This window comes from Streptomyces sp. NPDC001927 (genome assembly GCF_053594455.1).
On record NZ_JBSFEN010000003.1, the window covers coordinates 485,374 to 509,259 of the forward strand.

Consider the following 23,886-nt stretch of genomic DNA (forward strand, 5'->3'; position numbering starts at 1 on the left):
GCGACAGCCTCAGGGAATTCGCACGGGCGGGGAGACGCGCTATGGAGACCACACACCGGACCACCGAACAGCAGAAGCCGGCCGATCAGCGGCGCCGTGAACTGCTGGAGGCGGCGGACCGGGTCGTGCTCCGGGACGGCCCCAAGGCCTCGATGAACGCCATCGCGGCGGAGGCGGGCATCACCAAGCCCATCCTCTACCGGCACTTCGGCGACAAGGGCGGGCTCTACCGGGCGCTCGCGACCCGGCACACCGACGCGCTGCTCGCCGCGCTGCGGGCGGCGCTCGACGCGCCGGCCGACCGGCGCAGGCGGGTCGAGTCCACGCTCGACACCTACCTCGCCTCGATCGAGGCGCTGCCGCAGGTCTACCGCTTCCTGATGCACCCGGCCGAGGAGACGCACCAGGCCGAGCAGGGCTTCGACGTGGGCCGCCACTCGGCGCCGGTGCTGCGGCGGATGGGCGAGGAGCTCGGCCAGGTCATCGCCGAGCGCATCGACCTCGGCCCGGTCGGCGACGCCCAGGCCCGGATCTGGGGCCACGGCATCGTCGGCATGATGCACGCGGCCGGCGACTGGTGGCTCGGCGAACGCCCGTGCTCCCGCGCCGAGTTGGTCCAGGCCCTGGCGGACCTCCTGTGGGGCCGCCTGGCGGAGGCCGGCGACAAGGACGGGGCGCCGGGGTTCTAGGCGGTGCCAGGGCCCGCGAGCCCGGCATGATCCAAACGAGAGGCCCTAGAAGCCGTCAGCCCGGCCTGATCGGCGAGACGCCCCCTAGGACCTGGCCAGGACCTCCGCGACCTCCGCGCCGCGCCCCCACGGCTCCTTCCGGATCGCGCGGCGCAGGCGCGAGCCGCGCCACCCCGTCACGTGGTCCGCGTACACCCCACCCTCCAGGTGGTCCGTCTCGTGCTGGAGGCAGCGGGCGAAGAAGCCCGTGCCCTCGACGCGTGCCGGGGTGCCGTCCAGGAGCACGCCCTCGACGACCGCGCGGTCGTAGCGCGGCGTGGGGGCCTCCAGGCCCGGCAGGGACAGGCAACCCTCGGCGCCCCGGATCACGTCGCCGTCCGCCTCCACCAGGCGCGGGTTGACCAGGTGCCCGAGGTGGCGCACCTCGTCGTCGTCCGGGCAGTCGTACACGAAGACCCGCAGGCCCACGCCCACCTGGTTGGCCGCGAGGCCGACGCCGTTCGCCGCGTACATCGTGGCGAACATGTCCTCGACAAGGCGCTCAAGCTCGGGACCGAAGTCGACGACGGGTTCACAGGGGGTGTGCAGCACCGGTTCGCCGAGCAGGGTCATCGCTCGGACGTGGCCGGAACTGCCGGGGATCGGCCGGTTTCGCATGGGCGTAAGGGTACGGTCCGCTGTGACCTCGTCGTTTCGGCGCGGGGTCCAGCGGTGCCGCAGTTCGGGTCGCTGGCCGGATCTCGATAGGCTGAGCCCGGACCGACGCAAGGAGGAACAAGGAAGATGTCAGGACACCCCGGTAATCCAGAGCCGTTGTCGCCGCGCGCCAAGCTGGCCGTGACGGCGGGCAAGGCCGCGGCCGCGGTGTCGCGGGCAGCCGGACGCGGCAGCGGATCCGTGATCGGCGGCCGGGTGGCGCTCAAGCTCGACCCCGATCTGCTGGCGCGGCTCGCCCAGCATCTGGACGTCGTCCTGGTCTCGGCGACCAACGGCAAGACGACCACGACCCGGCTGATCGCCGAGGCGCTGCGGGCCAGCGGGCCCGTCGTCTCCAACGCGCTCGGCGCGAACATGCCCGCAGGCATCACCTCGGCCCTGGCCGGCGGCTCGGACGCCAAGTACGGCGTGATCGAGGTCGACGAGAAGTACCTCGCCGGAGTCGCCCGGGACACCACGCCCAAGGCGATCGCGCTGCTCAACCTCTCCCGCGACCAGCTGGACCGCGCCGCCGAGACCCGGATGCTCGCCGAGAAGTGGCGCGAGGGTCTGAGCGGTACGAAGGCCGTCGTCATCGCCAACGCCGACGACCCGCTGATCGTCTGGGCCGCCTCCTCCTCCCCCAACGTCGTGTGGGTCGCCGCCGGCCAGGAGTGGAAGGACGACGCCTGGTCGTGCCCCTCCTGCGGCGGTGTGATGCAGCGCCCCGGCGACGACTGGTTCTGCGGCGAGTGCGGATTCCGCCGCCCGGCGCCGAGTTGGGCGCTCAACGGCGACCACGTGCTCGACCCGCACGGTTCCGCCTGGCCGATCCACCTCCAGCTGCCCGGCCGCGCCAACAAGGCCAACGCCGCCACCTCGGCCGCCGTCGCCGCCGTCTTCGGCGTCCCGCCGCAGGTCGCCCTTGAGCGCATGTACCAGGTGCAGGCCGTGGCCGGCCGCTACGACGTCGTGAGCTTCCAGAACCGTGAGCTGCGGCTGCTCCTCGCGAAGAACCCGGCCGGCTGGCTCGAAACGTTTTCCCTCATCGACCAGCCGCCGACGCCGGTGATCCTCTCCGTCAACGCGCGCGGCGCCGACGGCACGGACACCTCCTGGCTGTGGGACGTGGACTACGGGCGGCTCGCCGGCCACCCGATCATGGTCCTCGGCGACCGCAAGCTCGACCTGGCGGTCCGCCTGGAGGTCGCGGGCGTGGACTTCCGCGTCTGCGAGTCCCTCGACGAGGCGGTCCAGCTGGCCCCGCCCGGTCAGATCGAGCTGATCGCCAACTACACCGCCTTCCAGGACGTCCGCCGCCGCGTCGGCAACTGACCCGTAGAGGACTTGCAGCATGAGTGACAGCAGCCTGCGCCTGGTCTGGGTCTACCCGGACCTGCTCAGCACGTACGGCGACCAGGGCAACGCCCTCGTCGTCGAGCGCCGCGCCCGCCAGCGCGGTCTGGACGTCCAGCGCGTCGACGTCCGCAGCGACCAGCCGGTGCCGACCTCCGGCGACATCTACCTGATCGGTGGCGGCGAGGACCGGCCGCAGCGGCTCGCGGCCGAGCGGCTGCGCCGCGACGGCGGCCTGGAGCGCGCCGCGTCCAACGGCGCGATCATCTTCTCGGTCTGCGCCGGCTACCAGATCCTGGGCCACGAGTTCATCAACGACCTCGGCGAGCGCGAGCCCGGCCTCGGTCTGATCGACGTGATCTCCACCCGGGGCGAGGGCGACCGGTGCGTCGGCGACGTCCTCGCGGACATCGACCCGCGCCTCGGCCTGCCCCAGCTCACCGGGTTCGAGAACCACCAGGGCATCACCCACCTCGGCCCGACGGCCCGCCCGTTCGCCCGGACGATCCTGGGCCGGGGCAACGGCACCGGCGACGGCACCGAGGGCGCGTACAACGACACGGTCTTCGGCACGTACATGCACGGCCCGGTCATGGCCCGCAACCCGCAGATCGCGGACCTACTCCTGAAGCTGGCCCTCGATGTGAACGCGCTGCCGCCGACCGACGACCGGTGGTACGAGGCGCTGCGCGCCGAGCGCATCGCGGCGGCGACCCAGCCCGCCTGACCCTCGGGCGGAGTGCACGTCTGAGCGCCCCTACGCCCATGGGATTCGTAAGTAAATACGGTGTCCAATCTGCGGACATCGGGTTCGGCCCCGCCTCCCAGCACCGATAGGGTGGCGGGGATCCAACCGGACGACGTGGTCCGGGAGTCGGCCCACGTTGCAAAGGTATTTGGGCTATGCGCATTGGTGTGCTCACCTCCGGGGGCGACTGCCCCGGTCTGAACGCCGTCATCCGTTCCGTCGTGCACCGTGCCGTCGTCGACCACGGGGATGAGGTCATCGGCTTCCACGACGGCTGGAAGGGCCTCCTGGAATGCGACTACCGCAAGCTCGACCTTGACGCGGTCGCCGGCATCCTCGCCCGCGGCGGCACCATCCTCGGCTCCTCCCGGGTCCAGCCCGCGCACCTGGTGGACGGCGTCGAGCGCGCCCGCGGCCACGTCGCCGACCTGGGCCTGGACGCGATCATCCCGATCGGCGGCGAGGGCACCCTGAAGGCGGCCAACCTGCTCTCGCAGGCCGGCCTTCCGATCGTCGGCGTCCCGAAGACCATCGACAACGACATCTCCTCGACGGACGTCACCTTCGGCTTCGACACCGCCGTCGGCGTGGCGACCGAGGCCCTCGACCGGCTGAAGACCACCGCCGAGTCCCACCAGCGCGTCCTCATCGTCGAGGTCATGGGCCGACACACCGGCTGGATCGCCCTGCACTCCGGCATGGCCGCCGGCGCGCACGCGATCGTCGTGCCGGAGCGCCCCTTCGACATCGACGAGCTGACCGCCCGGGTCGGCGCCCGCTTCGAGGCCGGCAAGCGGTTCGCGATCGTGGTCGTCGCCGAGGGCGCCAAGCCGCGCGAGGGCTCGATGAACTTCGAGGTCGGCGCCAAGGACCAGTACGGGCACGAGCGCTTCACCGGCATCGCCAACCAGCTCTCCGTGGAGCTGGAGCGGAGGCTCGGCAAGGAGGCCCGCCCGGTGATACTCGGCCACGTCCAGCGCGGCGGCACGCCGACCGCGTACGACCGGGTGCTCGCCACCCGCTTCGGCTGGCACGCGGTGGAGGCGGCGCACCGCGGCGAGTTCGGCATGCTGACCTCGCTGCGCGGCACGGAGATCGAGATGGTTCCGCTGGCCCAGGCCGTGGAGACCCTGAAGACCGTTCCGTCCGAGCGCTACGCCGAGGCCGAGACCGTGCTCTGACCGCGCGTACGCCTCCGTACCGACACCACGAACCGCCCCCGGTCGCAGCCGCGAACGGGGGCGGTTCTAGTCTGGTGCGGACAACAAGCGCGAATCGGGCTCCAGGAGTACACAGATGGATCACAGCGGGCACGGCATGACGATGGATCTGCCGCCGTTCACGCTGGGACGGGGGCTCGAGTTCTCGCCCGACCCGTTCTTCCTCATCGCCTGCGTCGTCGGGCTCGCGCTGTACGGCTGGGGTGTCGCGCGGCTGCGCGGGCGCGGTGACAGCTGGCAGCTGAACCGGACGATCTTCTTCACCCTGGGCGTCCTGAGCATCGCGCTGATGATGTGCACCAAGCTCAACGACTACGGCATGGTCATGTTCAGCGTGCACATGGTGCAGCACATGGTCATCTCGATGCTCTCGCCGATCCTGCTGCTGCTCGGCGCCCCCGTGACGCTCGCGCTGCGCGCGCTGCCGGTCGCGCCCCGGGGCGACAAGGGCCCGCGCGAGCTGCTCCTGATGCTGCTGCACAGCCGCTACATGCGGATCATCACGCACCCCGCGTTCACGATCCCGCTCTTCATCGCGAGCCTGTACGGCTTCTACTTCACCCCGCTCTTCGACACCCTGATGGGTTCGAAGATCGGCCACATCGCGATGATGGTGCACTTCCTCGCCGTCGGCCTGGTCTTCTTCTGGCCGATCATGGGCATCGACCCGGGGCCGCACCGCCCCGGCTATGTGATGCGGATGCTGGAGCTCTTCGCGGGCATGCCGTTCCACGCCTTCTTCGGCATCGCCCTGATGATGGGCAGCGAGCCGATGATCAAGGCGTACGCGAACCCGCCGGCCTCGCTCGGGATCGACGCGCTCGCCGACCAGAACGCGGCGGGCGGCATCGCCTGGGCGTTCAGCGAGATCCCGTCGGTCCTGGTGCTGATCGCGCTGGTCTACCAGTGGTACCACTCCGAGCAGCGGCAGGCCGTCCGCAAGGACCGGGCCGCCGACCGGGACGGGGACAAGGAGCTGGAGGCGTACAACGCCTATCTGGCCTCGCTCCAGAGCCGCGGGCGGTAGACGGGCAGGAGATCGTCGCACGGGAGTAGCATTCGCCCGCCCCAGGGGTCACGATGAGCGTGAAGGCCCTGTCGGGAGGAGGCGGGCAGATGTCCGGTCCCACGAAGGCGATGAGCGTGATCACCGTCGCGGCCCTGGTGCTGACGACGGCGTACACGGTGGCACTCGGCAGCAGCGGCTGGCTCTGGTTCGGCGTCGTGGTGCTCATCGTGGTCACCATCGGCATGGCGGCCGCCGACAGCTCCGTACCGACGGGCGCACGCCGCCCAGGCCCCGGCAGGCCCGGTCCGCAGCCTTAGGGCCTGATCCAAACGACAGGCCCTAAGGGCGGGGGGCCAGGACGACCCAGGTGGGGCCGGGGGCGAAGTTCAGGGGGGCGCCGTCCGGGGTGGTGAAGGCCGTGCCGTTCGTCGCGGTGGGGCGGCTCCAGCGGGCCTCGTGGGCGCGGCCGTCGCGCAGCACGAGCGCGCTGCCGCTGCCGACCGTCTCGGTGTACGGGGAGACGCTGCCGAGCACGTCGTGGAAGCGGGACGACCGTATGGTCACGTACTGCACCACGACCGTCGACGCCGTGACCGGGCCTTCGTCGGTGGTACGGGCGGCCCTGCCGTCCATCGCGACCCGCCAGCCCTTGTCCGCCGGGGACCAGGTGAAGGTGTAGCGGGAGGCGGGGAAGCGCACGGTCCGTTCGTTGACCTGTTCGCCGCCCGCGGGGGCCGGGCCGAAGCGGAAGCCGATGTCCTTGGCGTTCTCCGCGTCGGGGGCCGCGGCCAGGGCGCGCCCGGGCAGGACGTACAGGTTGTGGGGCGCGGCCCTGCCCCGGTCGCGGAGGTAGGCGCCTGGGGCGTCCTCGGGCGGCAGGGCGTCCAGCGGGGCGGCCTTGAGCAGGGGTTTCAGGGCGGTCTGGGAGCCGGAGTAGGCGAGCGCGGGGTTGCCGAACTGGCGGAGCAGCTCGATGTCGGACTCGCGGGCGCTGCGTACCGGGCCTATCCGGTCCGGCAGGTCGCCGGAGTAGACGGCGAGCAGCCGGGTCTGGCCGCCCTCGACCTGCTCGACGTAGACCAGCTCGGCCGCGCCGAGGCCGGTGTGCGGGCGGGCCGGGGGCACGTTGTCGATCTTGACGGCGAGGACCGGGGCGGGGCGCGCCGGGAGTCCCGTGAAGGGCGAGATGCCCTGCGGGGCGGGGGTCGTCGGCGTGGGGGGCGGGGTCGGGGCCGTCGGCGTGGGCGTCGGGGTCGGTTCCGGGGTGCCGGAGTCGGCGCAACCGTACAACCCGGCGGTCATCACCGCGCACAGCAGCACGGTGACGGCTGCGCCGGGCCGTATGTGTCGCGGTGCGCGACGGCTTTCGGCGGCCATCAGGACCCACTCTCCGTCTCCAGTGTGGACCAGGGTCGCCGGAGTGGTTAGAAATAACCATCGCTCGAACGAGACGGGGGCCGTCGGTGTTCTATCACGTCCTGAAATACGTCCTGCTCGGACCGTGGCTGAGGCTGGTGTTCCGGCCGCGGATCGAGGGCCTGGAGCACATCCCGGCGGACGGCGCGGCGATCGTCGCCGGCAACCATCTGTCGTTCTCCGACCACTTTCTGATGCCGGTCGTCCTCAAGCGGCGCATCACGTTTCTCGCCAAACAGGAGTACTTCACGGGCCCCGGCCTCAAGGGCCGGCTGACCGCCGCGTTCTTCCGCAGCGCCGGGCAGATCCCGGTCGACCGCTCCGGCAAGGAGGCCGGGCAGGCGGCGATCCGCGAGGGGCTCGGGGTCCTCGCCAAGGGCGAGCTGCTCGGCATCTACCCGGAGGGCACGCGCTCGCACGACGGCCGGCTCTACAAGGGCAAGGTCGGCGTGGCGGTCATGGCGATCACGGCCGGGGTGCCGGTGATCCCCTGCGCGATGGTGGGGACCTTCGAGATCCAGCCGCCCGGGAAGGTCGTGCCCCGGGTCAAGCGGGTCACCGTCCGGTTCGGCGAACCGCTCGACTTCTCCCGGTACGCCGGGATGGAGGGCGAGAAGGCGGCGGTCCGCGCGGTGACGGACGAGATCATGTACGAGATCCTCGCGCTGTCCGGACAGGAGTACGTCGACGACTACGCGGCCAAGGTGAAGGCCGCCGAGCAGGAGGCGAAGGCCCGGACCAGCGGGTCGCGCGGAAGGTTCCCGCGCCGGGGACGCTGACGGCGGATCCGCGCACGGCGAAAGGTGCTGGGCCGGTGATCACCGTCCCCGTACCGTCTCGTCCATGGGACAAGGACACGCATTCGTGCTCGGAGCGACAGGACAGGTGGGGCGGGCGGCCGTGCGGGCGCTCGTCGCGGACGGCTGGGAGGTGACGGCGGCCTCGCGGCGCGGCGGCCGGGGCGATCAGTGGCCGGAGGAGGTCCGGTCGGTGGCCGTCGACCGTGACGAGGAGGGCGCGCTCGCCGCCGCGCTCGGCGACGGCTGTGATGTGCTGGTCGACATCGTCGCCTACCACGCGGGCCACGCACGGCAGTTGACGGCGCTCGCCGACCGGATCGGTTCGGCGGTGGTGGTCTCCAGCGGCGCGGTGTACGAGGACGACCGGGGCCGTAACTTCGACACGCAGGACGAGCCGGACGGCTTCCCCGCCTACCCGGTGCCGATCCCGGAGTCCTGGCACACGGTCGCGCCGGGGGACGTGTCGTACGGGACGCGGAAGGTGGCCCTGGAGCAGGAGTTGCTCGCGGCGGGCGCGGCGCTCCCGACGACGGTGCTGCGGGCGGGCGCGATCCACGGGCCGTACTGCCCGGGCCCGCGCGAGCTGTGGTTCGTCAAGCGGGCGCTCGACGGCAGGCCGGTGCGGATCCTCTCGTACGAGGGCTCCTCCCGGTTCCACCCGGTGCACGTGGACAATCTGGGCGAGCTGGTGCGCCTTTCGGCGGCGAAGCCGGGCACCCGGGTCTTCAACGGCGGTGACCCGGAGGCCCCGACGGTCGCGGAGATCGGAGCGGCGATCGACGCCGTCATGGGCGTGGAGAGCGAGACGGTGCTGATGGAGGGGGCGCCGGAGGACACCGTGGGGCTGAGCCCCTGGACGGCGCCCCACCCGGTCGTCTTCGACATGGGCGCGGCGGAACGGGAGTTGGGGTACCGGCCGGTGGTGTCGTACGCCGAGTCGCTGCCGGCGACGGTCGCGTATCTGTCCCGGCGGGTGGCGGAGCAGGAGTGGCGGGAGGCGTTCCCCGGTCTGGTGAAGTACGGGGTGGACTTCTTCGACTACGCGGCGGAGGACGCCTGGCTCGCCGCGCGGCGCTGAGCCCGGCACGCCGAAGGGGGAGGGGCGGGCCGCCCCTCCCCCTTCACCCCGTGACTACGGCTGGGGCGTGGCGTGCGGGGCGCACGTCACGTCGCGGCTGTCGAGCTTGCCGGTGAGGAGGTAGGCCTCCACCCGGGTGTTCAGGCACGGGTTGGCGAGGTTGGTGATGCCGTGCGAGCCGGCGTCCCGCTCGGTGATGAGACGCGAGCCCTTGAACCGCTCGTGCAGCTCGACCGCGCCCTCGTACGGCGTGGCCGCGTCGCGCTCGGACTGGGTGATGAGCACCGGCGGCAGGCCCTTGCCGGTGCGGACCTCGGTGGGCTGCTGGCGCGGGGTCGACCAGGTCGCGCAGGGCAGGTTCATCCAGGCGTTGGACCAGGTCATGAACGGGTACTTCTGGTGGAGCCGGCTGTTGTCCCGGTCCCACTTGCGCCAGCTGGTCGGCCAGGGGGCGTCGGCGCACTCGACCGCGGTGTAGACGGCGTTGCCGTTCTCCGAGGCCGCGTTGCCGGCCGTGTCGGTCGGGTCGGAGGCGGCCGCGTCGATCAGCGGCTGCGGGTCACCGGCGGCGTACGCGCTGAAGGCCTCGGCGACCGGGGCCCACATCGAGTCGTAGTAGGGCGCGTTCTGGAAGAAGCCGATGAGCTCGGCCGGGCCGACCTTGCCGCCGAGGGGGTTCTTCTTGGCGGCGGCGCGCAGCGTGTCCCACTGGCCGCGGACCTCGGCGTAGGTGTCGCCGAGGTGGTACGTGGCGTCGTGCTGGGCGACCCAGGTCATCCAGTCCTTCAGCCGGCCCTCGAAGGCGATGTCCTGGTCGAGGTTGGCCTCGTACCAGATCTTCTCCTTCGACGGGTTGACGACGCTGTCGAGCACCATGCGGCGGACGTGCGTCGGGAAGAGCGTGCCGTAGACGGCGCCGAGGTAGGTGCCGTAGGAGACGCCGACGAAGTTGAGCTTCTTCTCGCCGAGCGCGGCCCTGATGACGTCCAGGTCGCGGGCGGTGTTGCGGGTGTTGATGTACGGCAGGATGTCGCCGCTCTTCTCCGCGCAGCCCGCGGCGTACTCGGCGGCGAGCTTGCGCTGGGCGCGCTTGTCGGCCTCGCTGTCGGGGACCGGGTCGAGCTTGGGGCCCTTGACGAACTCGGCCGGGTCGACACAGGAGATGGGGGCCGAGTGGCCGACCCCGCGCGGGTCGAAGCCGACGAAGTCGTACGCCTTGGCGGCGCCCGCCCAGATGGTGTTCTTGGTGGTGACCCGCCGCGGGAAGCGCAGGCCGGAGCCGCCGGGGCCGCCCGGGTTGTAGAGCAGGGCGCCCTGGCGTTCGGCGGGGGTGCCGGTGGAGCCGATGCGGTCGACGGCGATCTTGATCTGCTTGCCGTTCGGCCGGGCGTAGTCGACGGGGACGGTGACCCAGCCGCACTGGATGGGCTTCTCCAGACCCCAGTCGGCCGGGCAGTCCTGCCAGTCGATGCCCCGGTCGGCGGCGCGCTGGGCGGCGACGGCCGTGCCGTACGCCTCCGCGTCGGGCCGGTGGCGCTGGTCGGCGCTCGCGGCCGGAGCCGCCAGCGCGCCCACCATGAGCGTGCCCGCTATCAGAGCGCCTGCCGAGCCGAGCGCTGCCGTGCGTCTCACGTGATGCCTCCCCCTGTGGGTGGTCGGTCTGTCCGGGGGATCCTTTCGTCCGGCCGGTGTACGGGAAAGGGCGTACACGCGTTTCTTTGCCGAACCAATAACCGGATACCGCTGTACCGCTGAGCGGTGACGTCACGTGGGCGCGAGGATGCCGAGGGCCTCGTCGAGGACGCGGCGCAGCCGCAGCGCGTCGGGGGCGACGGCGGTGACCAGAGCGCCGGGACCGGCGAGCGGGGCGAGCACGGCGTTCTCGGCGAGCAACCGTGACTCGACCGGCTTCTCGGCGAACGCCGGGTCCACGACGAGGAGTTGGCCCACCGAACGGTGCCCGGCGAGGACCGCTCCGCCGTCCCAGCCGCCCGGGGCGCCGGGGCCGTACGCGACCTCCTGATCGAGGAGCGGACGTCCGGCGCGGTGGACGGTGAGGCGCGAGCGGAGCGTGCCGGGCTCCTCGCCGTGACGGCCGAGGATCTGCTCCTCCCGGAGCACGAGCCGTGCGGTGGCGGCGAGTTCGACGGTCGTGCGCATCACGAGGTCGGATCCCTGGGCGCAGACCAGCTGTTCGGGCAGCCAGCGCAGCACCGCGCCGTCGCCGACCCTCAACCGCACGTCGTACGTGGCCGGTTCGGCCGAGCGACCGGGCAGGGCGACGGTCGCGGCGGACGAGTCGACCAGGAGCCGCGCCCCGTCCCGTACCTCCGCCTCGATCGCGAGACGGTCGCCGCCGAGCGGGGCGCTCATCGCGCCGACGACGGTGACGCGCGTGTACGGGCCGGTGGTCCGGGTCCTGCGGAGGGCGAGGGGGCCGTCGCCGATGAGGACCGGCAGGGTGCCGTCGGCCTCGGCGACGATCCGGGCGGTGGCGCTCAGGCTCATGCGGACCAGGCGCCGAGCTGCTCGCGGACCCAGTCGGCGATGGGGGTGACACCCTGTGCGCCGGTGAGCGAGGTGAAGGCGACGGGGAGGTCGCCGCGCTGCTCCTTGGCGTCGCGGGCCATCCGCTCCAGGTCGGAGCCGACGTACGGGGCGAGGTCGGTCTTGTTGACGACGAGCAGGTCGGCGGTGGTCACGCCGGGGCCGCCCTTGCGGGGGATGTCGTCGCCGCCGGCCACGTCGATGACGAAGATCTGGGCGTCGACCAGGCCCTTGGAGAAGGTGGCGGTCAGGTTGTCGCCGCCGGACTCGACAAGGATGAGGTCGAGCGGGCCGACCGTGTCCTCCAGCTCTTCGACGGCTTCGAGGTTGGCGGAGATGTCGTCGCGGATCGCGGTGTGCGGGCAGGCGCCGGTCTCCACGGCCTGGATCCGCTCGGGCGGCAGGACGGCGTTGCGGAGGAGGAAGTCGGCGTCCTCGCGGGTGTAGATGTCGTTGGTGACGACGGCGATCGACAGCTGGTCGCGCAGGGCGCGGCAGAGCGCGGCGACCGTCGCGGTCTTGCCGGAGCCGACGGGTCCGCCGAGCCCGATGCGCAGCGCGCGCCGGGTTCCGTCGGGGCGGTGGGCGTCGGCGGAGACGGCGCCGAGGTGGTCGTGGGAGTGGTCGAGATGCATGGGTGCCTCCGGCGGTTCGTGGGTGGTGGCGTCGGTGTCGCGTGTCGCCCGACGGGGTCGGGGGCCGACGGGTTCGGGGCCCGACGGCTGCGAGGTCGGGGCTGCTTCGGGGTCAGGGCAGCTTCTGGGGCAGCGCTGCTTCGGGGTCAGGACGCGAAGAGGCGGACGGGCCAGGACGCGTGCTGTTCGGCGGTGATGTCGAGGAGGGGCGAGGAGGCGGCCGGGAGGGCGTCGATGCCCTGGCGGGCCGCCGCGGTGGCGCGCTCGGCGACCTGGTCCATCTCGGGGGCGAGGCGGGCGAGGACGGCGGTGGCCTTGAAGGGGTCCAGGCTCAGCAGCCGTACGGCCGCGGTGGCGGGGCCGCTGACCGTCTCGTACACGACACAGTGCGCGGCGTCCTGCGGGCCGAGGCCCGCCGCGCGGGCCGCGACGCCGAGGACGATCGGCTGGTGCGCGCCGCGCGGGAACGCGGTCGCGAGCGCGTCGAGTTCGGCGCACGGCCAGGTGGCGCGGGCGGCGCGCATCATCTGCCGGCCGAGCCTGCGGGCCGCCGCCCGCAGGGCGGGCGAGGGCGTACGGGCGTCGGCGGCGGCGTCGAGCGCGTCGGGGTCGTGGCCGTGGGCGGCCGCCGCGGCGAGGCCCGCGGCGGTGAGCCCTGCCGTGTGGAGCCGGCCCCGGCAGAACGCGGCGAGGCTCACCGCGTCCGTGATCCGGCCGGCCTTGACGGCGGCCTCGGCCCCACCGGAGTGGGCGTGCCCGCCGGCGGGGAAACGCCCGTCGGCGAGTACGAGGAGCGCGGCGCGGCTGCCGAATCCGCCGGCGACCGCTGTGGTCGGCGACGCCATCAGAAGAGAAAGTAACGCTGGGCGAGGGGCAGTTCCTCGGCGGGGGCCGGGTCGACCGCTTCGCCGTCGATGGTGACGGTGAAGGTGTCGGGGTCGACCTCGACCCGGGGCAGGGCGTCGTTCTCCCGCATGTCCGCCTTGGTGACCCGCCGGGTGTTCTTGATGGCGACGAACTTCCGGTCCAGGCCGAGCCGTTCGGGGAGGTCGTCCTCGATGGCCGCCTGGGTGACGAAGTTGAGGGAGTTGCCGGCCGGCGCCTTGCCGAGCGCCCCGAACATCGGCCTGGGCAGGATCGGCTGCGGGGTGGGGATGGAGGCGTTGGCGTCGCCCATCTGCGCGTAGGCGATCTGGCCGCCCTTCAGCACGACCAGGGGCTTCACCCCGAAGAAGGCGGGCTCCCACAGCACCAGGTCGGCGAGCTTGCCGGTCTCGACCGAGCCGATCTCGTGGTCGAGGCCCTGGGCCACCGCCGGGTTGATCGTGTATTTGGCGACATAGCGACGCGCCCGGTGGTTGTCCGCGCGGCCGTCCCCCGGCAGCGCGCCCCGGCGCTTCTTCATCACGTGCGCGGTCTGCCAGGTCCGCATGATGACCTCGCCGATACGCCCCATCGCCTGCGAGTCGGAGGAGATGATCGAGATGGCGCCGAGGTCGTGCAGCACGTCCTCGGCCGCGATGGTCGAGGGCCGGATGCGGGACTCGGCGAAGGCGAGGTCCTCCGGGACGGCCGGGTTGAGGTGGTGACAGACCATCAGCATGTCGAGGTGTTCCTCGATCGTGTTGACGGTGTGCGGCCGGGTCGGGTTGGTGGAGCTGGGCAGGACGTACGGCTCGGAGACCACGGTGATGATGTCCGGCGCGTGCCCGCCGCCCGCACCCTCGGTGTGGTACGCGTGGATGGTGCGCCCGGCGATGGCCGCGAGGGTGTCGCCGACGAAGCCCGCCTCGTTCAGGGTGTCGGTGTGGATGGCGAGCTGGGCGCCGGACTCGTCGCAGACGGTCAGGCAGGCGTCGATGACGGCCGGGGTCGCTCCCCAGTCCTCGTGGATCTTGAACCCGAGCGCTCCGCCCCGCAGTTGGGAGTACATGGCCTCGCGGGACATCGTGTTGCCCTTGCCGAGCAGGCCGATGTTGACCGGAGAGTTCTCCAGCGCCGCGAACATCCCGGCGAGGTGCCAGGGGCCCGGCGTGACGGTGGTCGCCTTGGTGCCCTCGGCGGGTCCGGTGCCGCCGCCGACGAGGGTGGTGATGCCGGAGGCGAGGGCCTCGTCGATGATGGTCGGCGCGATGAAGTGGATGTGGGTGTCGACGCCGCCGGCCGTGACGATCCGGCCGTTGCCCACGATCACCTCGGTCTCCGGGCCGATGACCAGGTCCGGGTGGACCCCGTCCATGGTGTCGGGGTTGCCGGCCTTGCCGATGCCGGTGATCCGGCCGTCGCGGATGCCGATGTCGGCCTTGATCACGCCCCAGTGGTCGATGATCACGGCGCCGGTGATCACGGTGTCGGGCGCGCCCTCGGCCCGGGTCGTACGGGCCTGGCCCATCGACTCGCGGATGACCTTGCCGCCGCCGAAGACGGCTTCGTCGCCGGCGCGGCCGGGGCCGCCGGAGCGGTCCTCCTCGATCTCGACGAGCAGGTCGGTGTCGGCGAGCCGGATGCGGTCGCCGACGGTGGGGCCGAACAGGTCGGCGTAGACGGCGCGATGCAGTTCAGGCACGGTCGCCTCCGTTCGCGTCGTCGTTCGTGTCGATCGCGTCGAGGGGGCCCGCGGTCTCGCCGCGCAGGCCGGGGACGATCCGGCGGCCCGCCAGCGGGACGAGTTCGATCTCGACCGGGATGCCGGGTTCGAAGCGCACGGCCGTACCGGCGGCGATGTGCAGACGCAGGCCGCGCGCGGCGGCGCGGTCGAAGTCGAGACCGGGGTTGGCCTCGGCGAAGTGGTAGTGGGAGCCGACCTGGACGGGCCGGTCGGCGGCGTTGAGGACGGTGAGACGGGTGACCGGCCGGCCCTCGTTGAGGGCGACGGGACCTTCACCGAAAAGGATTTCTCCGGGAATCATCGGCGGCGTTCCCCCGTCACACGATCGGGTCATGGACGGTGACGAGCTTGGTGCCGTCCGGGAAGGTGGCCTCGACCTGGACGTCGTGGATCATCTCCGGGATTCCGGTCATGACGTCGTCACGGGTGAGCACCTTGCGGCCGGAGGCCATGAGCTCCGCGACGGTGCGGCCGTCGCGGGCGCCCTCCAGGATGTGGGTGGTGATCAGGGCGACGGCCTCGGGGTGGTTGAGCTTCACACCGCGGGCCCTGCGCTTCTCGGCCACGTCGGCGGCCACATGGATGAGCAGGCGTTCCTGCTCGTGCGGCGACAGTTGCACGCTTCCACCTCACAGTCGTCCACCGGGCATGTGCCCGGACAGCAGCGGACCTTACCGATCGTCAACACTCTGTTGAACTGCGGAAATGGTCCGCCCGGCCAGACATTGCACGTTAGGGCGGAAGTTTTTCCTACGCGTTAACTCGCGCTTTGCGACCGCATGGACATGAGCCCGCGCAGGCCGTCCTGGAGCACCTCGACCTCCACGTCGCCGAAGAGCGCCTGCTGGGCGATGTAGCCCTGGGCGGTGGCGATGAGGGTGCGGGCCACCCGGTCGGCGGGGACGTCCGCCGCCATCAGACCGGTCGCGCGGTAGACCTCGACGAGTTCGCCCCAAGCCTCGCGCATCCCGTTGAACCCGTCGGAGAGGGTCTGGAACAGCCGCTCGTCACGCAGGGTCTCCGACCACACCTGGAGGATGAGCCGCGCGAACGCCTGGCGGTCCGCGCCGGGGATCCGCTCCTCCAGGAAGAGCTTGAGGACCGAGCCGAGAAGGATGTCCGGCGTGGGCGGCGGCATGGTCTTCGCGGCCTCCGCGAACGCGCCGCGGATACCGGCGAACGCCTCGGCCGCGATGGCCGCGATCAGCTCGTCCTTGCCGCTGAAGTAGCGGTAGACGGCTCCGGCCGAGAGGCCCACCTCGGTCAGGACGTCCTGCATGGACGTGGCGTGGAAGCCGTTGCGGGCGAAGCAGCGCGCGGCGCCGTCGAGGATCTGACGGCGGCGGGCGTCGAGGTGTTCCTGGGAGACACGAGCCATGCCCCGAACCTAAAACGAACATTCATTCTTGACAAGCGACCCCGCCGGGGAGACAGTGAGGAGACCGTAAAACGAATGATCCTTCTCTTTGAGTTTCGCTGATCCCTCTCTTCGAATCGAGCCCCTCATGCCCGCCTCCGCCACCCGCAAGACCCTCGCGGTGCTGGTACTGATCCCGGTCGTCGTGGCCCTCGCCCTCTGGGCCTTCGCCTGGCCCGCCGCCCGGATCGCCCCGCGCGACCTGCCCATAGGCGTCGCGGGTCCGGCCACCGCCACCGCCCCGCTGGAGCAGCGCCTCGCCGAGCGCGACGGCGCCTTCGAGGTCCACCGCTACGACTCCGAGGCCGCCGCGCGCGAGGCGATCGAGGACCGGGTCGTATACGGCGCGGTGGTCGTGACTCCGCAGGGGCCCGAACTGTTGACCGCCTCCGCCGCGAGCCCGGTCGTCGCCGGGCTGCTGCGCGAGGCCGTCACCGCCCAGGTCCCGCCCGGCACGCAGCTGACGGTGACCGATGTCGTCCCGGCCCCCGCCGGCGACCCGCGCGGCAGCGCCTTCGGGGCGGGCCTCTTCCCGCTGATCCTGGCCGGTGCGGCCTCCGGCATCGTGGTGACCGTCCTCGGCCTGCGCGGCGCACGGGCGGCCGGCACTCTGCTCGGCGCCGCCGCGCTCGCGGGGATCGTCGGCACCGCACTCGCCCACAGCTGGCTCGGCGTGTTCGCGGGCGACTGGTGGGCCGAGGCCGGGGTCCTCGGCCTCACCGTGCTCGCGATCGGCTCGGCGATCGCGGGGCTCGCCGCGCTCATCGGCAAGCCGGGCATCGGCATCGGGGCGTTCCTGATGATCCTGCTGGGCAACCCGTTCTCGGGCGTGACGAGCGCACCCGAAATGCTTCCGGCCCCGGTGGGCGCGCTCGGCCAGTGGCTGCCCCCGGGCGCGGGCGGCTCCGCGCTGCGCTCGTTCGCGTTCTTCGACGGCGCGGGCGCGGGCTCGGCGCTGCTGATTCTCGGCGCGTGGTCGGTCGCCGGACTGATCGCGCTCTTGGTGGGCGGAGCCCGGAACCGCGCGGCGGCCGCCCCGCCGGCGGCCACCCCGGCGCCCGTACCGGCACCGGTGGGCTGACGCCCTCCTCGTACAGCCGCGTGCCCCCGCCGTAGCGGACGGGGGGCACGCGGCTTTTTCATGCGCCGGGGCGCCGGGGGGGCAAAGGCTTCCGCGGCGCTCAGGCTTCGGGGGCGCTCAGGCTTCGGCGGGAGCCCAGGCTCCCGGCCCGCTCACGCGCCCGGCGTGCGGTGGCGGGCCGCGATGCCGAAGCGGCCCTGTTCACCCGGAGCGGACGGGAGCGGGCGGATCTCGGAGACCGCGCTGCTCGCCAGATCCTCGGCGGTCTCGTGCTCCGCCTCGAGTTTGGCCAGGTCAGCGGCCGACACCAGCGCCACGAGCGGCTTTCCGTGACGGGTCACGACGACCCGTTCGTTGCCGTACACCACGCGGTTGATCAGGTCGGCGAACTCTGCACGTGCTTGCGTCACCGGAATCTCGTAGGCCATGCTCCTCATCTTACGGGTTGTACGTCCTGTACATTTTTTACAAGGAGGCGCCGCCATGCACGCTCGCTATGTCCTGCCCGAGTTCACCGAGCGCACCAGCTACGGGAGCCGGACCCTCGACCCGTACTCCAAGCTGCTCGAGGAACGGATCGTCTTCCTCGGCACCCCCATCGACGAGACCTCGGCCAACGACGTGATCGCGCAGCTCCTGCACCTGGAGTACGCCGATCCGGACCGGGACATCTCGCTGTACATCAACTCCCCCGGCGGCTCGATGAACGCCATGTCCGCGATCTACGACACGATGCAGGTCGTCACCTGCGACGTGGAGACCACGTGTCTCGGGCAGGCCGTCTCGACCGCCGCCGTGCTGCTCGCGGCCGGCGCGCCCGGCAAGCGGCTCGCGCTGCCCGGCGCCCGGGTGGTGCTCCAGCAGCCCGCGACGGACGAGCCGTTGCAGGGGCAGCCGAGCGATCTCGACATCCAGGCACGGGAGTTGATCCGGATGCGCGCGATGATGGCCGGGATGCTGGTCACCCACACCGGCCAGGACCTCGAGCGGATCGACGCCGACATCGACCGGACGACCGTCCTCGACGCGCCGGGCGCGACCGCCTACGGCGTGGTGGACCACGTCGTTCAGAACCGCGGGGCGTCGGGCGGCGCCGGGGGAAGGTGAGCCCGCGATGGTTCCCGAGCTGCCGCCGCTGCCCGCTCTGACGCGCGCCGAGGGCGAGTTCATCGACGCCTATCTCGAAGTCGTCGACCTGCTGGGCCGCATCAATCCATCCAGGGCTTCGCATACGTATGGGGCGCTGCGCGCGGCTCAGGCGCTGGTGGGGCGGGCCAACGCCCTGCGGGACGCGCTGACGGCGATGCATACGCGCGGCGAGAGCGAGGTGCACGCGGAGACATTGGCCCGTGCGCTCCGGGTGTTGGACGGGGAGCGTAGATCGGGCCGCGTCACCGTCCCGGAGACACCGGCGAGTTGACATTCCCCCGTGTCGTGTCGAGGTCCACTCGGAGCAGCGCGGCCGCAGAATCGCTCCCCCGTTCGGCGTAGTCGACGAATCGACATATGTGCGGGGTGAGTTGCACAACAGGTGTACACATCTGGCGGAATAGGGCGCCCCACCCCTGGTCCGGGACTCGTCGGCCAAACCTCCGACGATCACGAAACATGCCTGTCCACCCGAATGGATCAGTCGTGAGGAGCCTCACATAACGCCGTTTCGGCTCGGTTTTCGCCCGGGTTGTGGGTCAAGATCCCTCACGACGACAAGCCCCCGCCACCGCGGCGGGGCGGTCCGGGCGGACGCCGAGTCCTGCCGCTGTCCCGGATGTCTGGTCGACAGGAGTGGATCGGCAGGAGTGGAGGACCCGAGCAGTACGGGACGGCCGGCCAGTGGGGCCGTTCCTCGGGGTGAAGCCGCAGCCGCGGCCGGGCAACTTCGCCAGCCCGAACCCGACAGGTCATCCTTCACAGGCGGCTGACGAAGGGTTGCGCATGACTGCGCAGATTCATGTCCCGTCCCTGCTGTCCCGGGCCGGAGCCGTCTCGGCTCTCACCCTCGCCGCCCTCGGCGGCACGATGCTGGCGCCAGGAGCCGCATCGGAGGCCCAGGCCGCGACGTCGTACGCCGGCAACGCGCTGAACATCGCGGCTTCGAAGAAGGGATCGCCCTACAAGTACGGAGCGTCGGGACCGTCCCGGTTCGACTGCTCGGGGCTCACGCTCTACTCGTACAAGAAGGCGGGCAAGTCGCTGCCCCGTACCGCGCAGCAGCAGTACAACAAGACCCGGCACATCTCCGCGTCCAGCAGGCAGAAGGGGGACCTGGTCTTCTTCCATTCCGGTGGAAGGGTGTACCACGTGGGGATCTACGCGGGTAGCGGAAAGATCTGGCACTCGCCCAAGAAGGGTTCCTGGGTGAAGCTCGACAAGATCTGGACGTCCAAGGTCTACTACGGCCGGGTGCGCTGACGCCCGGTCGGCTCCGACGTGTGACCAAGGGGTGCGGTGGCGCCGCCGCATCCCTCGCCCCGGGGTCAGTGCCCTGGGGACACCAGCAGCGTCACTCCGAGGGCGGCGAGCATGCCGCCCGTCACCCCCTGCACGGTCCGTGCCGTCCGGGGCCGCCGCAGCCGGTGGCCGAGCCGGTCCACGCCGAGGGCCACCAGCGGGAACCAGAGCAGGGCCAGCAGCACCACGATCGACGCGAGCAGCAGCGTGCGCGGCAGCACCGCCACACCGGCCGGCACGAACTGCGGCAGCAGGCTGAGGAAGAGCACGGGCGCCTTGGGGTTGAGGACGTTTGTCAGGAAGCCCTGCCGGAAGGCCCGCCCGACCGCCCGCTCCCCCGCCACGTCCGCCGGCGTCTCGCCCGCCGTCGCGCGCAGCGCACCGCGCAACGCCTGCACGCCGAGGTAGAGGACGTACGCGCCGCCGGCGATCTGCAGCGCGCGGTACAGCACGGGTACGGCGATCAGCACGGCCGCGAGCCCGGCCACCGCGAGGGCGGTGTGCACCAGGAGCCCGCCCGCCACGCCCACCGCGCAGGCGACCCCGGCCCGGCGCGAGGCGAGAGCGCTGCGCACGACGACGGTGAAGTCCGCGCCCGGCATGGCCACCATGCCCGCCGCGACCCCGATGAAGGCGATCAGCTGTCCGTCCATGACCCCAGCGTGCCCGCCGAGAGCCTTTAGTGTGGAGACAGGATTTTATGGGCCTGCCAAAAGGAATGCTTAATGCAGGATCTGGTGCGGCTCGCGGCGCTTGTGGCCGTCGCCGAGGACGGCTCGATCACCCGGGCCGCCGCCCGGCTCGGCTACACCCCGCCCGCCCTCTCGCAGCAGCTCGCCAAGCTGGAGCGGGAGGCGGGGGCCGCGCTGCTCGTACGGCACCATCGGGGCGCGCGGCTCACTCCCGCGGGCGAACTGCTCGTCACCCGGGCGCGCCGGGTCCTGGACGAGATGGACCGGGCCCGCCATGAGCTGGCCCGGCTGAGCGGCCTGTCGGGCGGGCGGCTGCGGGTCGGCACCTTCACCACCGTGGGCATCCATCTGCTGCCGCCGGTGCTCAGCGCGTTCCGCCGGGCCCACCCGGACGTGGAGCTGACGGTCGCCGAGTACGAACCGCCGGGCGGGATCCACGCCGTGGCGGCGGGCGAGGTGGATCTCGCGCTGACCCACACGTACGAGCCGGCCGAACCGGCGCCGCTACCGCCGGGGGTCGAGCTGGAGCCGCTGCTGGTCGAGGAGTTGGTCCTGGTCACGGCGCCGGGCCACGTCCTGGCGGAGGGTTCGGGCCGGTTGCCGATCACGGAGCTCGCGGGCCAGCCACTGATCAGCAGCGCCCCGGACCACCCGCCGCGCCGGGGCGTGGAGGGCGCCCTTGCCCGCGCGGGCGCGACGCCGTCGGTGGTCTGCCGTACACCCGGCTACGCCCTGGTGTGCGCCCTGGTCAGCGCGGGCCTCGGGGTGGCGGTGGTCCCGGAGATGGTCGCGTCGATGACGGCTTCGCCCCTGGGGGTACGCGCCCTGGAGCCGACCTCGTTCCGCCGAACGATCTCGGTCGCCCACCGAGGCGAGGAGTCCGGCCCGGCAGCGGCCTCCCTACGAGCACTCCTGCGCGGCGGCTTCGCCCGGGCCTAGGGTCCGTCCTTCCAGGGACAGGCCCCATGGCCGACCCGCACCGGCCCGGTGGCCTGCGTCAGTCGAAGAGGGCGACGACTCCGCTCACCCAGATTCCGAGGACCGCGAGGGTGCCCACCAGGCAGCCGATGCCCGCCAGGACGTCGCGGACCGACCACGGCTCGGAGGGCGCCTCGTGCGGGTCCTCCAGGCTGTCCTCGTAGGAGGTGGGGTCGTCCCAGTCGACGGGGTGCCCCAGCTCTTCGGCGCAGGCGGTCCGCACCGCGACCAGTTGCCCCGTCGCGAAGGGGGTCGCAGCCGTGGTTTCGGGGCCACGCCAGGCGAGGGCCTTCATCCGCCACCCGGGAGACCCGTACCGCGCCTCGAACGCGGTGGTCTCGTCGGCGCTGCGGTCCTCTTCGAGGTACATCCAGCGGCCGGCCTCGGCGGCGTCGCCGTAGAGCCGGTACACCTCGGCCAGACGCCGGCGGAGCGTCAGGTCGTACGGGAAGGACGAGACGAGACCGCGCAAGCGCTGGCGCGCGACGGGAACGCGGCCGGCGGCCAGGTCCGCGTCGACTCGGGCAAGGGTCTCTCTCAGGGGCATGGACGCATCATCGGCTACCGCTCTGAGCTGCGTCGACCTGGTTTTTCTCAGCTCGGAGAGGCCGCGGCGGCCGGAGTCGCGGTCCAGGGGAGGTTGATCCAGACCGTCTTGCCGCCCTCGTCGGTCGGGGTGACCGAGAGGCGGCCGCCCGCCTCGGCCGTCAGGATGCGGATGATGACCATCCCGCGGCCGTTGTCCTGCTGCACCGCCGCCGGGAGCCGCTTCGGCCAGCGGGGGTGGCTGTCGGTGACGCCGATGTGGAGCTGTTCCTCGCGCTCCAGGCGGACGTCGACCGTGAAGGTGGGCGACTGGCCGAAGGTGTGCTGGACGGCGTTGGTGGCCAGCTCCGAGACGATCAGCCGGACCGTGTCGGCGGTGTCGCTGCCGCCCGCGAGCCCCCAGCCGCTGAGGACGTCGGCGACATATCTCCGGGCGGCGGACACCGAGGCGGGATCGCTCGGCAGAGTGACGGTTGCTTCCTGGTGGTCTGCCATGGCGACGCTGTCCCTTTCCCACCGGGCCCGGCCCGGTTTGCACTTCGCGTCAGACTGCCACCGATCGTGCCGCCCCGGGCGGCGATCCACCAAGATATGTGCATATTTGTCGCTCGAAGCGGTGAACTCTACGACGAGAGACCGTATTTGGGATCCATCAGTGGGAGGGCGGTGCGGTCCGCACGATCGTGGCGACGGCCTGCTCGATCTGCGCGTCCGTCAGATCCGCGCGGGCCGTGAGCCGCAGCCGCGAGATGCCGTCCGGGACGGACGGCGGCCGGAAGCAGCCGACGGCGAGCCCCTGCTCACGGCAGTGGGCCGCCCACCGCAGCGCCGCCTCCGGCGAGGGCGCGCGGACGGAGACCACCGCCGCGTCCGGGCGTACGGCGGTCAGACCGGCCGCGGTGAGCATCCGGTGCAGCGTGGTCGCGACGGTCCTGGCGCGCTCGGCGAGACCGGGTTCGTCCTGGATCAGCCGCAGACCGCTCAGGGCCGCGCCGACGGCGGCCGGGGCGAGTCCGGTGTCGAAGATGAACGTCCGGGCCGCGTTGACCAGGTGCTCGACGACCCGGGCCGGGCCGAGGACCGCTCCGCCCTGACTGCCCAGCGACTTGGAGAGCGTGAGGGTGGCGACCACGTCCGGGTCGCCCGCGAGCCCGGCGGCGTGCAGGGCGCCGCGGCCGCCGTCGCCGAGCACGCCCAGGCCGTGGGCGTCGTCCACGACCAGCCCGGCGCCGTGGGCCCGGCAGGCCTCGGCCAGTTCGGGGAGCGGGGCCCGGTCGCCGTCCACCGAGAAGACGGAGTCGGAGACCACGAGCGACCTGCGGTCCGGGTGGGCCTGGAGGGTCTTGCGTACCGCCTCGGGCTCGGCGTGCGGGACCACGGCCGTCTCGGCGCGCGAGAGCCGGCAGCCGTCCACGATCGAGGCGTGGTTGCTCGCGTCGGAGACGATCAGCGCGTCGCGGCCGCTCAGCGCGGTGAGGGCGGCGAGGTTGGCGGTGTAGCCGGAGGAGAAGACGAGGGCCGCCTCGAAGCCGCAGAACGCCGCGAGTTCGCGTTCGAGAGCCGCGTGCAATTGGGTCGTACCGGTGACCAGACGCGAGCCGGTGGACCCCGCGCCCCAGCGGCGGGCCGCTTCGGCGGCGGCCTCGGTCACCTCCGGGCGGCGGGTCAGTCCGAGGTAGTCGTTGCTCGCCAGATCGAGCGGCTCCGACTCGGCGGACCGGGGCCGCAGCGTGCGGACGAGCCCGGCCTCCGCACGGCGGCGCGCCTCCGTGTCGGTCCAGTCGAACGGGGTCCGGCGGGTGTCCTCGTCCCGGTGCATGGGGCAGATCCTTTTGTAGGCAGCGCACAGACCCTAACCGTCCGGGGCCGGGGAGAGGGTGTGGCCATCCACACACGACAAACTGGCGCGTTTGTTCAGA

At 72.1% G+C, this 23,886-nt stretch carries 28 protein-coding genes and 1 riboswitch; of the genes, 13 read left to right on the forward strand and 15 right to left on the reverse strand.

Annotated elements, in window-relative coordinates; translation table 11 throughout:
• Nucleotides 1-41: 41 nt before the first annotated feature.
• Nucleotides 42-689, forward strand: a complete 648-nt coding sequence (locus ACWCO8_RS09590) for a TetR family transcriptional regulator (RefSeq protein WP_362009902.1) — start codon at nucleotides 42-44, stop codon at nucleotides 687-689.
• An 84-nt stretch (nucleotides 690-773) separates the two neighbouring features.
• Here ACWCO8_RS09590 and def read toward each other — a convergent pair whose 3' ends face one another.
• The gene (gene def, locus ACWCO8_RS09595) at nucleotides 774-1,346 is read right to left on the reverse strand and encodes a peptide deformylase (protein WP_451031767.1); all 573 of its coding nucleotides are present in this window, start codon (nucleotides 1,344-1,346) and stop codon (nucleotides 774-776) included.
• Between the two features lie 126 nt (nucleotides 1,347-1,472).
• Between def and ACWCO8_RS09600 the strand changes: the two genes are divergently transcribed.
• The 5 genes from ACWCO8_RS09600 (at nucleotide 1,473) to ACWCO8_RS09620 (ending at nucleotide 6,035) form a co-directional block, all read left to right on the forward strand.
• Nucleotides 1,473-2,720, forward strand: coding sequence for a Mur ligase family protein (locus tag ACWCO8_RS09600; RefSeq protein ID WP_362009896.1), 1,248 nt, complete (start codon nucleotides 1,473-1,475; stop codon nucleotides 2,718-2,720).
• 19 nt (nucleotides 2,721-2,739) lie between these two features.
• A complete protein-coding gene (locus tag ACWCO8_RS09605; RefSeq protein WP_362009894.1) occupies nucleotides 2,740-3,468 on the forward strand; it encodes a type 1 glutamine amidotransferase in 729 nt (242 codons plus the stop codon).
• A 176-nt stretch (nucleotides 3,469-3,644) separates the two neighbouring features.
• Complete coding sequence (locus tag ACWCO8_RS09610) at nucleotides 3,645-4,670, forward strand: 6-phosphofructokinase (RefSeq protein ID WP_362009891.1); 1,026 nt, start codon at nucleotides 3,645-3,647, stop codon at nucleotides 4,668-4,670.
• Between the two features lie 115 nt (nucleotides 4,671-4,785).
• Nucleotides 4,786-5,736 carry a cytochrome c oxidase assembly protein gene (locus ACWCO8_RS09615; RefSeq protein ID WP_362009889.1) on the forward strand — a complete coding sequence of 317 codons (951 nt, stop codon included), beginning with the start codon at nucleotides 4,786-4,788 and terminating at the stop codon, nucleotides 5,734-5,736.
• Nucleotides 5,737-5,825: 89 nt separating this feature from the next.
• On the forward strand, nucleotides 5,826-6,035 hold the full coding sequence (locus ACWCO8_RS09620) for a hypothetical protein (protein WP_451031768.1): 210 nt from the start codon (nucleotides 5,826-5,828) through the stop codon (nucleotides 6,033-6,035).
• 22 nt (nucleotides 6,036-6,057) lie between these two features.
• Here the strand turns inward: ACWCO8_RS09620 and ACWCO8_RS09625 are convergent, their stop codons facing one another.
• Nucleotides 6,058-7,095 (reverse strand): DUF3048 domain-containing protein, encoded by a 1,038-nt coding sequence (locus ACWCO8_RS09625; protein WP_451031769.1) that lies wholly within the window; start codon nucleotides 7,093-7,095, stop codon nucleotides 6,058-6,060.
• Nucleotides 7,096-7,181: 86 nt separating this feature from the next.
• Between ACWCO8_RS09625 and ACWCO8_RS09630 the strand changes: the two genes are divergently transcribed.
• Together ACWCO8_RS09630 and ACWCO8_RS09635 are read left to right on the forward strand one after the other, a co-directional pair.
• Entirely contained in the window at nucleotides 7,182-7,913 is a 732-nt protein-coding gene (locus ACWCO8_RS09630; protein ID WP_451031770.1) for a lysophospholipid acyltransferase family protein, read from the forward strand.
• 64 nt (nucleotides 7,914-7,977) lie between these two features.
• Entirely contained in the window at nucleotides 7,978-9,012 is a 1,035-nt protein-coding gene (locus tag ACWCO8_RS09635) for an NAD-dependent epimerase/dehydratase family protein (RefSeq protein WP_451031771.1), read from the forward strand.
• Between the two features lie 54 nt (nucleotides 9,013-9,066).
• On the opposite strand, the gene ACWCO8_RS09640 is transcribed toward ACWCO8_RS09635, so the two are convergent.
• From ACWCO8_RS09640 to ACWCO8_RS09675, 8 genes are all read right to left on the reverse strand, one after another.
• A complete protein-coding gene (locus tag ACWCO8_RS09640; RefSeq protein ID WP_451031772.1) occupies nucleotides 9,067-10,644 on the reverse strand; it encodes an alpha/beta hydrolase in 1,578 nt (525 codons plus the stop codon).
• 132 nt (nucleotides 10,645-10,776) lie between these two features.
• Nucleotides 10,777-11,520: an urease accessory protein UreD gene (locus ACWCO8_RS09645; protein WP_451031773.1), complete on the reverse strand. Its 744-nt coding sequence runs from the start codon at nucleotides 11,518-11,520 to the stop codon at nucleotides 10,777-10,779.
• The gene (gene ureG / locus ACWCO8_RS09650) at nucleotides 11,517-12,194 is read right to left on the reverse strand and encodes an urease accessory protein UreG (RefSeq protein ID WP_451031774.1); all 678 of its coding nucleotides are present in this window, start codon (nucleotides 12,192-12,194) and stop codon (nucleotides 11,517-11,519) included. Before ureG ends, ACWCO8_RS09645 begins: the two co-directional genes overlap by 4 nt.
• A 146-nt stretch (nucleotides 12,195-12,340) precedes the next feature.
• Entirely contained in the window at nucleotides 12,341-13,039 is a 699-nt protein-coding gene (locus ACWCO8_RS09655) for an urease accessory protein UreF (RefSeq protein ID WP_451031775.1), read from the reverse strand.
• The gene (locus ACWCO8_RS09660) at nucleotides 13,039-14,760 is read right to left on the reverse strand and encodes an urease subunit alpha (RefSeq protein WP_451031776.1); all 1,722 of its coding nucleotides are present in this window, start codon (nucleotides 14,758-14,760) and stop codon (nucleotides 13,039-13,041) included. The genes ACWCO8_RS09655 and ACWCO8_RS09660 overlap by 1 nt, the downstream gene beginning before the upstream one ends.
• Entirely contained in the window at nucleotides 14,753-15,103 is a 351-nt protein-coding gene (locus ACWCO8_RS09665; protein WP_451031777.1) for an urease subunit beta, read from the reverse strand. Before ACWCO8_RS09665 ends, ACWCO8_RS09660 begins: the two co-directional genes overlap by 8 nt.
• Nucleotides 15,104-15,119: 16 nt before the next feature.
• Nucleotides 15,120-15,422 (reverse strand): urease subunit gamma, encoded by a 303-nt coding sequence (locus ACWCO8_RS09670; protein ID WP_362009859.1) that lies wholly within the window; start codon nucleotides 15,420-15,422, stop codon nucleotides 15,120-15,122.
• Nucleotides 15,423-15,559: 137 nt separating this feature from the next.
• A complete protein-coding gene (locus tag ACWCO8_RS09675; protein ID WP_451031778.1) occupies nucleotides 15,560-16,180 on the reverse strand; it encodes a TetR/AcrR family transcriptional regulator in 621 nt (206 codons plus the stop codon).
• A 127-nt stretch (nucleotides 16,181-16,307) separates the two neighbouring features.
• Between ACWCO8_RS09675 and ACWCO8_RS09680 the strand changes: the two genes are divergently transcribed.
• The gene (locus ACWCO8_RS09680) at nucleotides 16,308-17,300 is read left to right on the forward strand and encodes an ABC transporter permease (protein ID WP_451031779.1); all 993 of its coding nucleotides are present in this window, start codon (nucleotides 16,308-16,310) and stop codon (nucleotides 17,298-17,300) included.
• A gap of 152 nt (nucleotides 17,301-17,452) precedes the next feature.
• Here the strand turns inward: ACWCO8_RS09680 and ACWCO8_RS09685 are convergent, their stop codons facing one another.
• Nucleotides 17,453-17,728: a type II toxin-antitoxin system Phd/YefM family antitoxin gene (locus ACWCO8_RS09685; protein WP_451031780.1), complete on the reverse strand. Its 276-nt coding sequence runs from the start codon at nucleotides 17,726-17,728 to the stop codon at nucleotides 17,453-17,455.
• Nucleotides 17,729-17,783: 55 nt separating this feature from the next.
• Here ACWCO8_RS09685 and ACWCO8_RS09690 point away from each other — a divergent pair, with 55 nt between their 5' ends.
• The 3 genes from ACWCO8_RS09690 (at nucleotide 17,784) to ACWCO8_RS09700 (ending at nucleotide 19,712) form a co-directional block, all read left to right on the forward strand.
• The gene (locus ACWCO8_RS09690) at nucleotides 17,784-18,407 is read left to right on the forward strand and encodes an ATP-dependent Clp protease proteolytic subunit (RefSeq protein WP_451031781.1); all 624 of its coding nucleotides are present in this window, start codon (nucleotides 17,784-17,786) and stop codon (nucleotides 18,405-18,407) included.
• A gap of 7 nt (nucleotides 18,408-18,414) precedes the next feature.
• Nucleotides 18,415-18,720 carry a hypothetical protein gene (locus ACWCO8_RS09695; RefSeq protein WP_362009845.1) on the forward strand — a complete coding sequence of 102 codons (306 nt, stop codon included), beginning with the start codon at nucleotides 18,415-18,417 and terminating at the stop codon, nucleotides 18,718-18,720.
• Between the two features lie 394 nt (nucleotides 18,721-19,114).
• Nucleotides 19,115-19,232, forward strand: a riboswitch (cyclic di-AMP (ydaO/yuaA leader).
• A gap of 3 nt (nucleotides 19,233-19,235) precedes the next feature.
• On the forward strand, nucleotides 19,236-19,712 hold the full coding sequence (locus ACWCO8_RS09700) for a C40 family peptidase (RefSeq protein WP_362009842.1): 477 nt from the start codon (nucleotides 19,236-19,238) through the stop codon (nucleotides 19,710-19,712).
• A gap of 65 nt (nucleotides 19,713-19,777) precedes the next feature.
• Here ACWCO8_RS09700 and ACWCO8_RS09705 read toward each other — a convergent pair whose 3' ends face one another.
• A complete protein-coding gene (locus ACWCO8_RS09705; RefSeq protein WP_451031782.1) occupies nucleotides 19,778-20,404 on the reverse strand; it encodes a LysE family translocator in 627 nt (208 codons plus the stop codon).
• Between the two features lie 72 nt (nucleotides 20,405-20,476).
• Between ACWCO8_RS09705 and ACWCO8_RS09710 the strand changes: the two genes are divergently transcribed.
• On the forward strand, nucleotides 20,477-21,382 hold the full coding sequence (locus ACWCO8_RS09710) for a LysR family transcriptional regulator (protein ID WP_451031783.1): 906 nt from the start codon (nucleotides 20,477-20,479) through the stop codon (nucleotides 21,380-21,382).
• A gap of 58 nt (nucleotides 21,383-21,440) precedes the next feature.
• Here ACWCO8_RS09710 and ACWCO8_RS09715 read toward each other — a convergent pair whose 3' ends face one another.
• The 3 genes from ACWCO8_RS09715 to ACWCO8_RS09725 all read right to left on the reverse strand — a co-directional run bounded on the left by ACWCO8_RS09715 (nucleotide 21,441) and on the right by ACWCO8_RS09725 (nucleotide 23,786).
• Nucleotides 21,441-21,968 (reverse strand): DUF6584 family protein, encoded by a 528-nt coding sequence (locus ACWCO8_RS09715; protein ID WP_451031784.1) that lies wholly within the window; start codon nucleotides 21,966-21,968, stop codon nucleotides 21,441-21,443.
• Between the two features lie 47 nt (nucleotides 21,969-22,015).
• Nucleotides 22,016-22,462 (reverse strand): ATP-binding protein, encoded by a 447-nt coding sequence (locus ACWCO8_RS09720; protein WP_451031785.1) that lies wholly within the window; start codon nucleotides 22,460-22,462, stop codon nucleotides 22,016-22,018.
• A gap of 157 nt (nucleotides 22,463-22,619) precedes the next feature.
• Complete coding sequence (locus tag ACWCO8_RS09725; RefSeq protein WP_451031786.1) at nucleotides 22,620-23,786, reverse strand: 8-amino-7-oxononanoate synthase; 1,167 nt, start codon at nucleotides 23,784-23,786, stop codon at nucleotides 22,620-22,622.
• Nucleotides 23,787-23,886 lie beyond the last annotated feature (100 nt).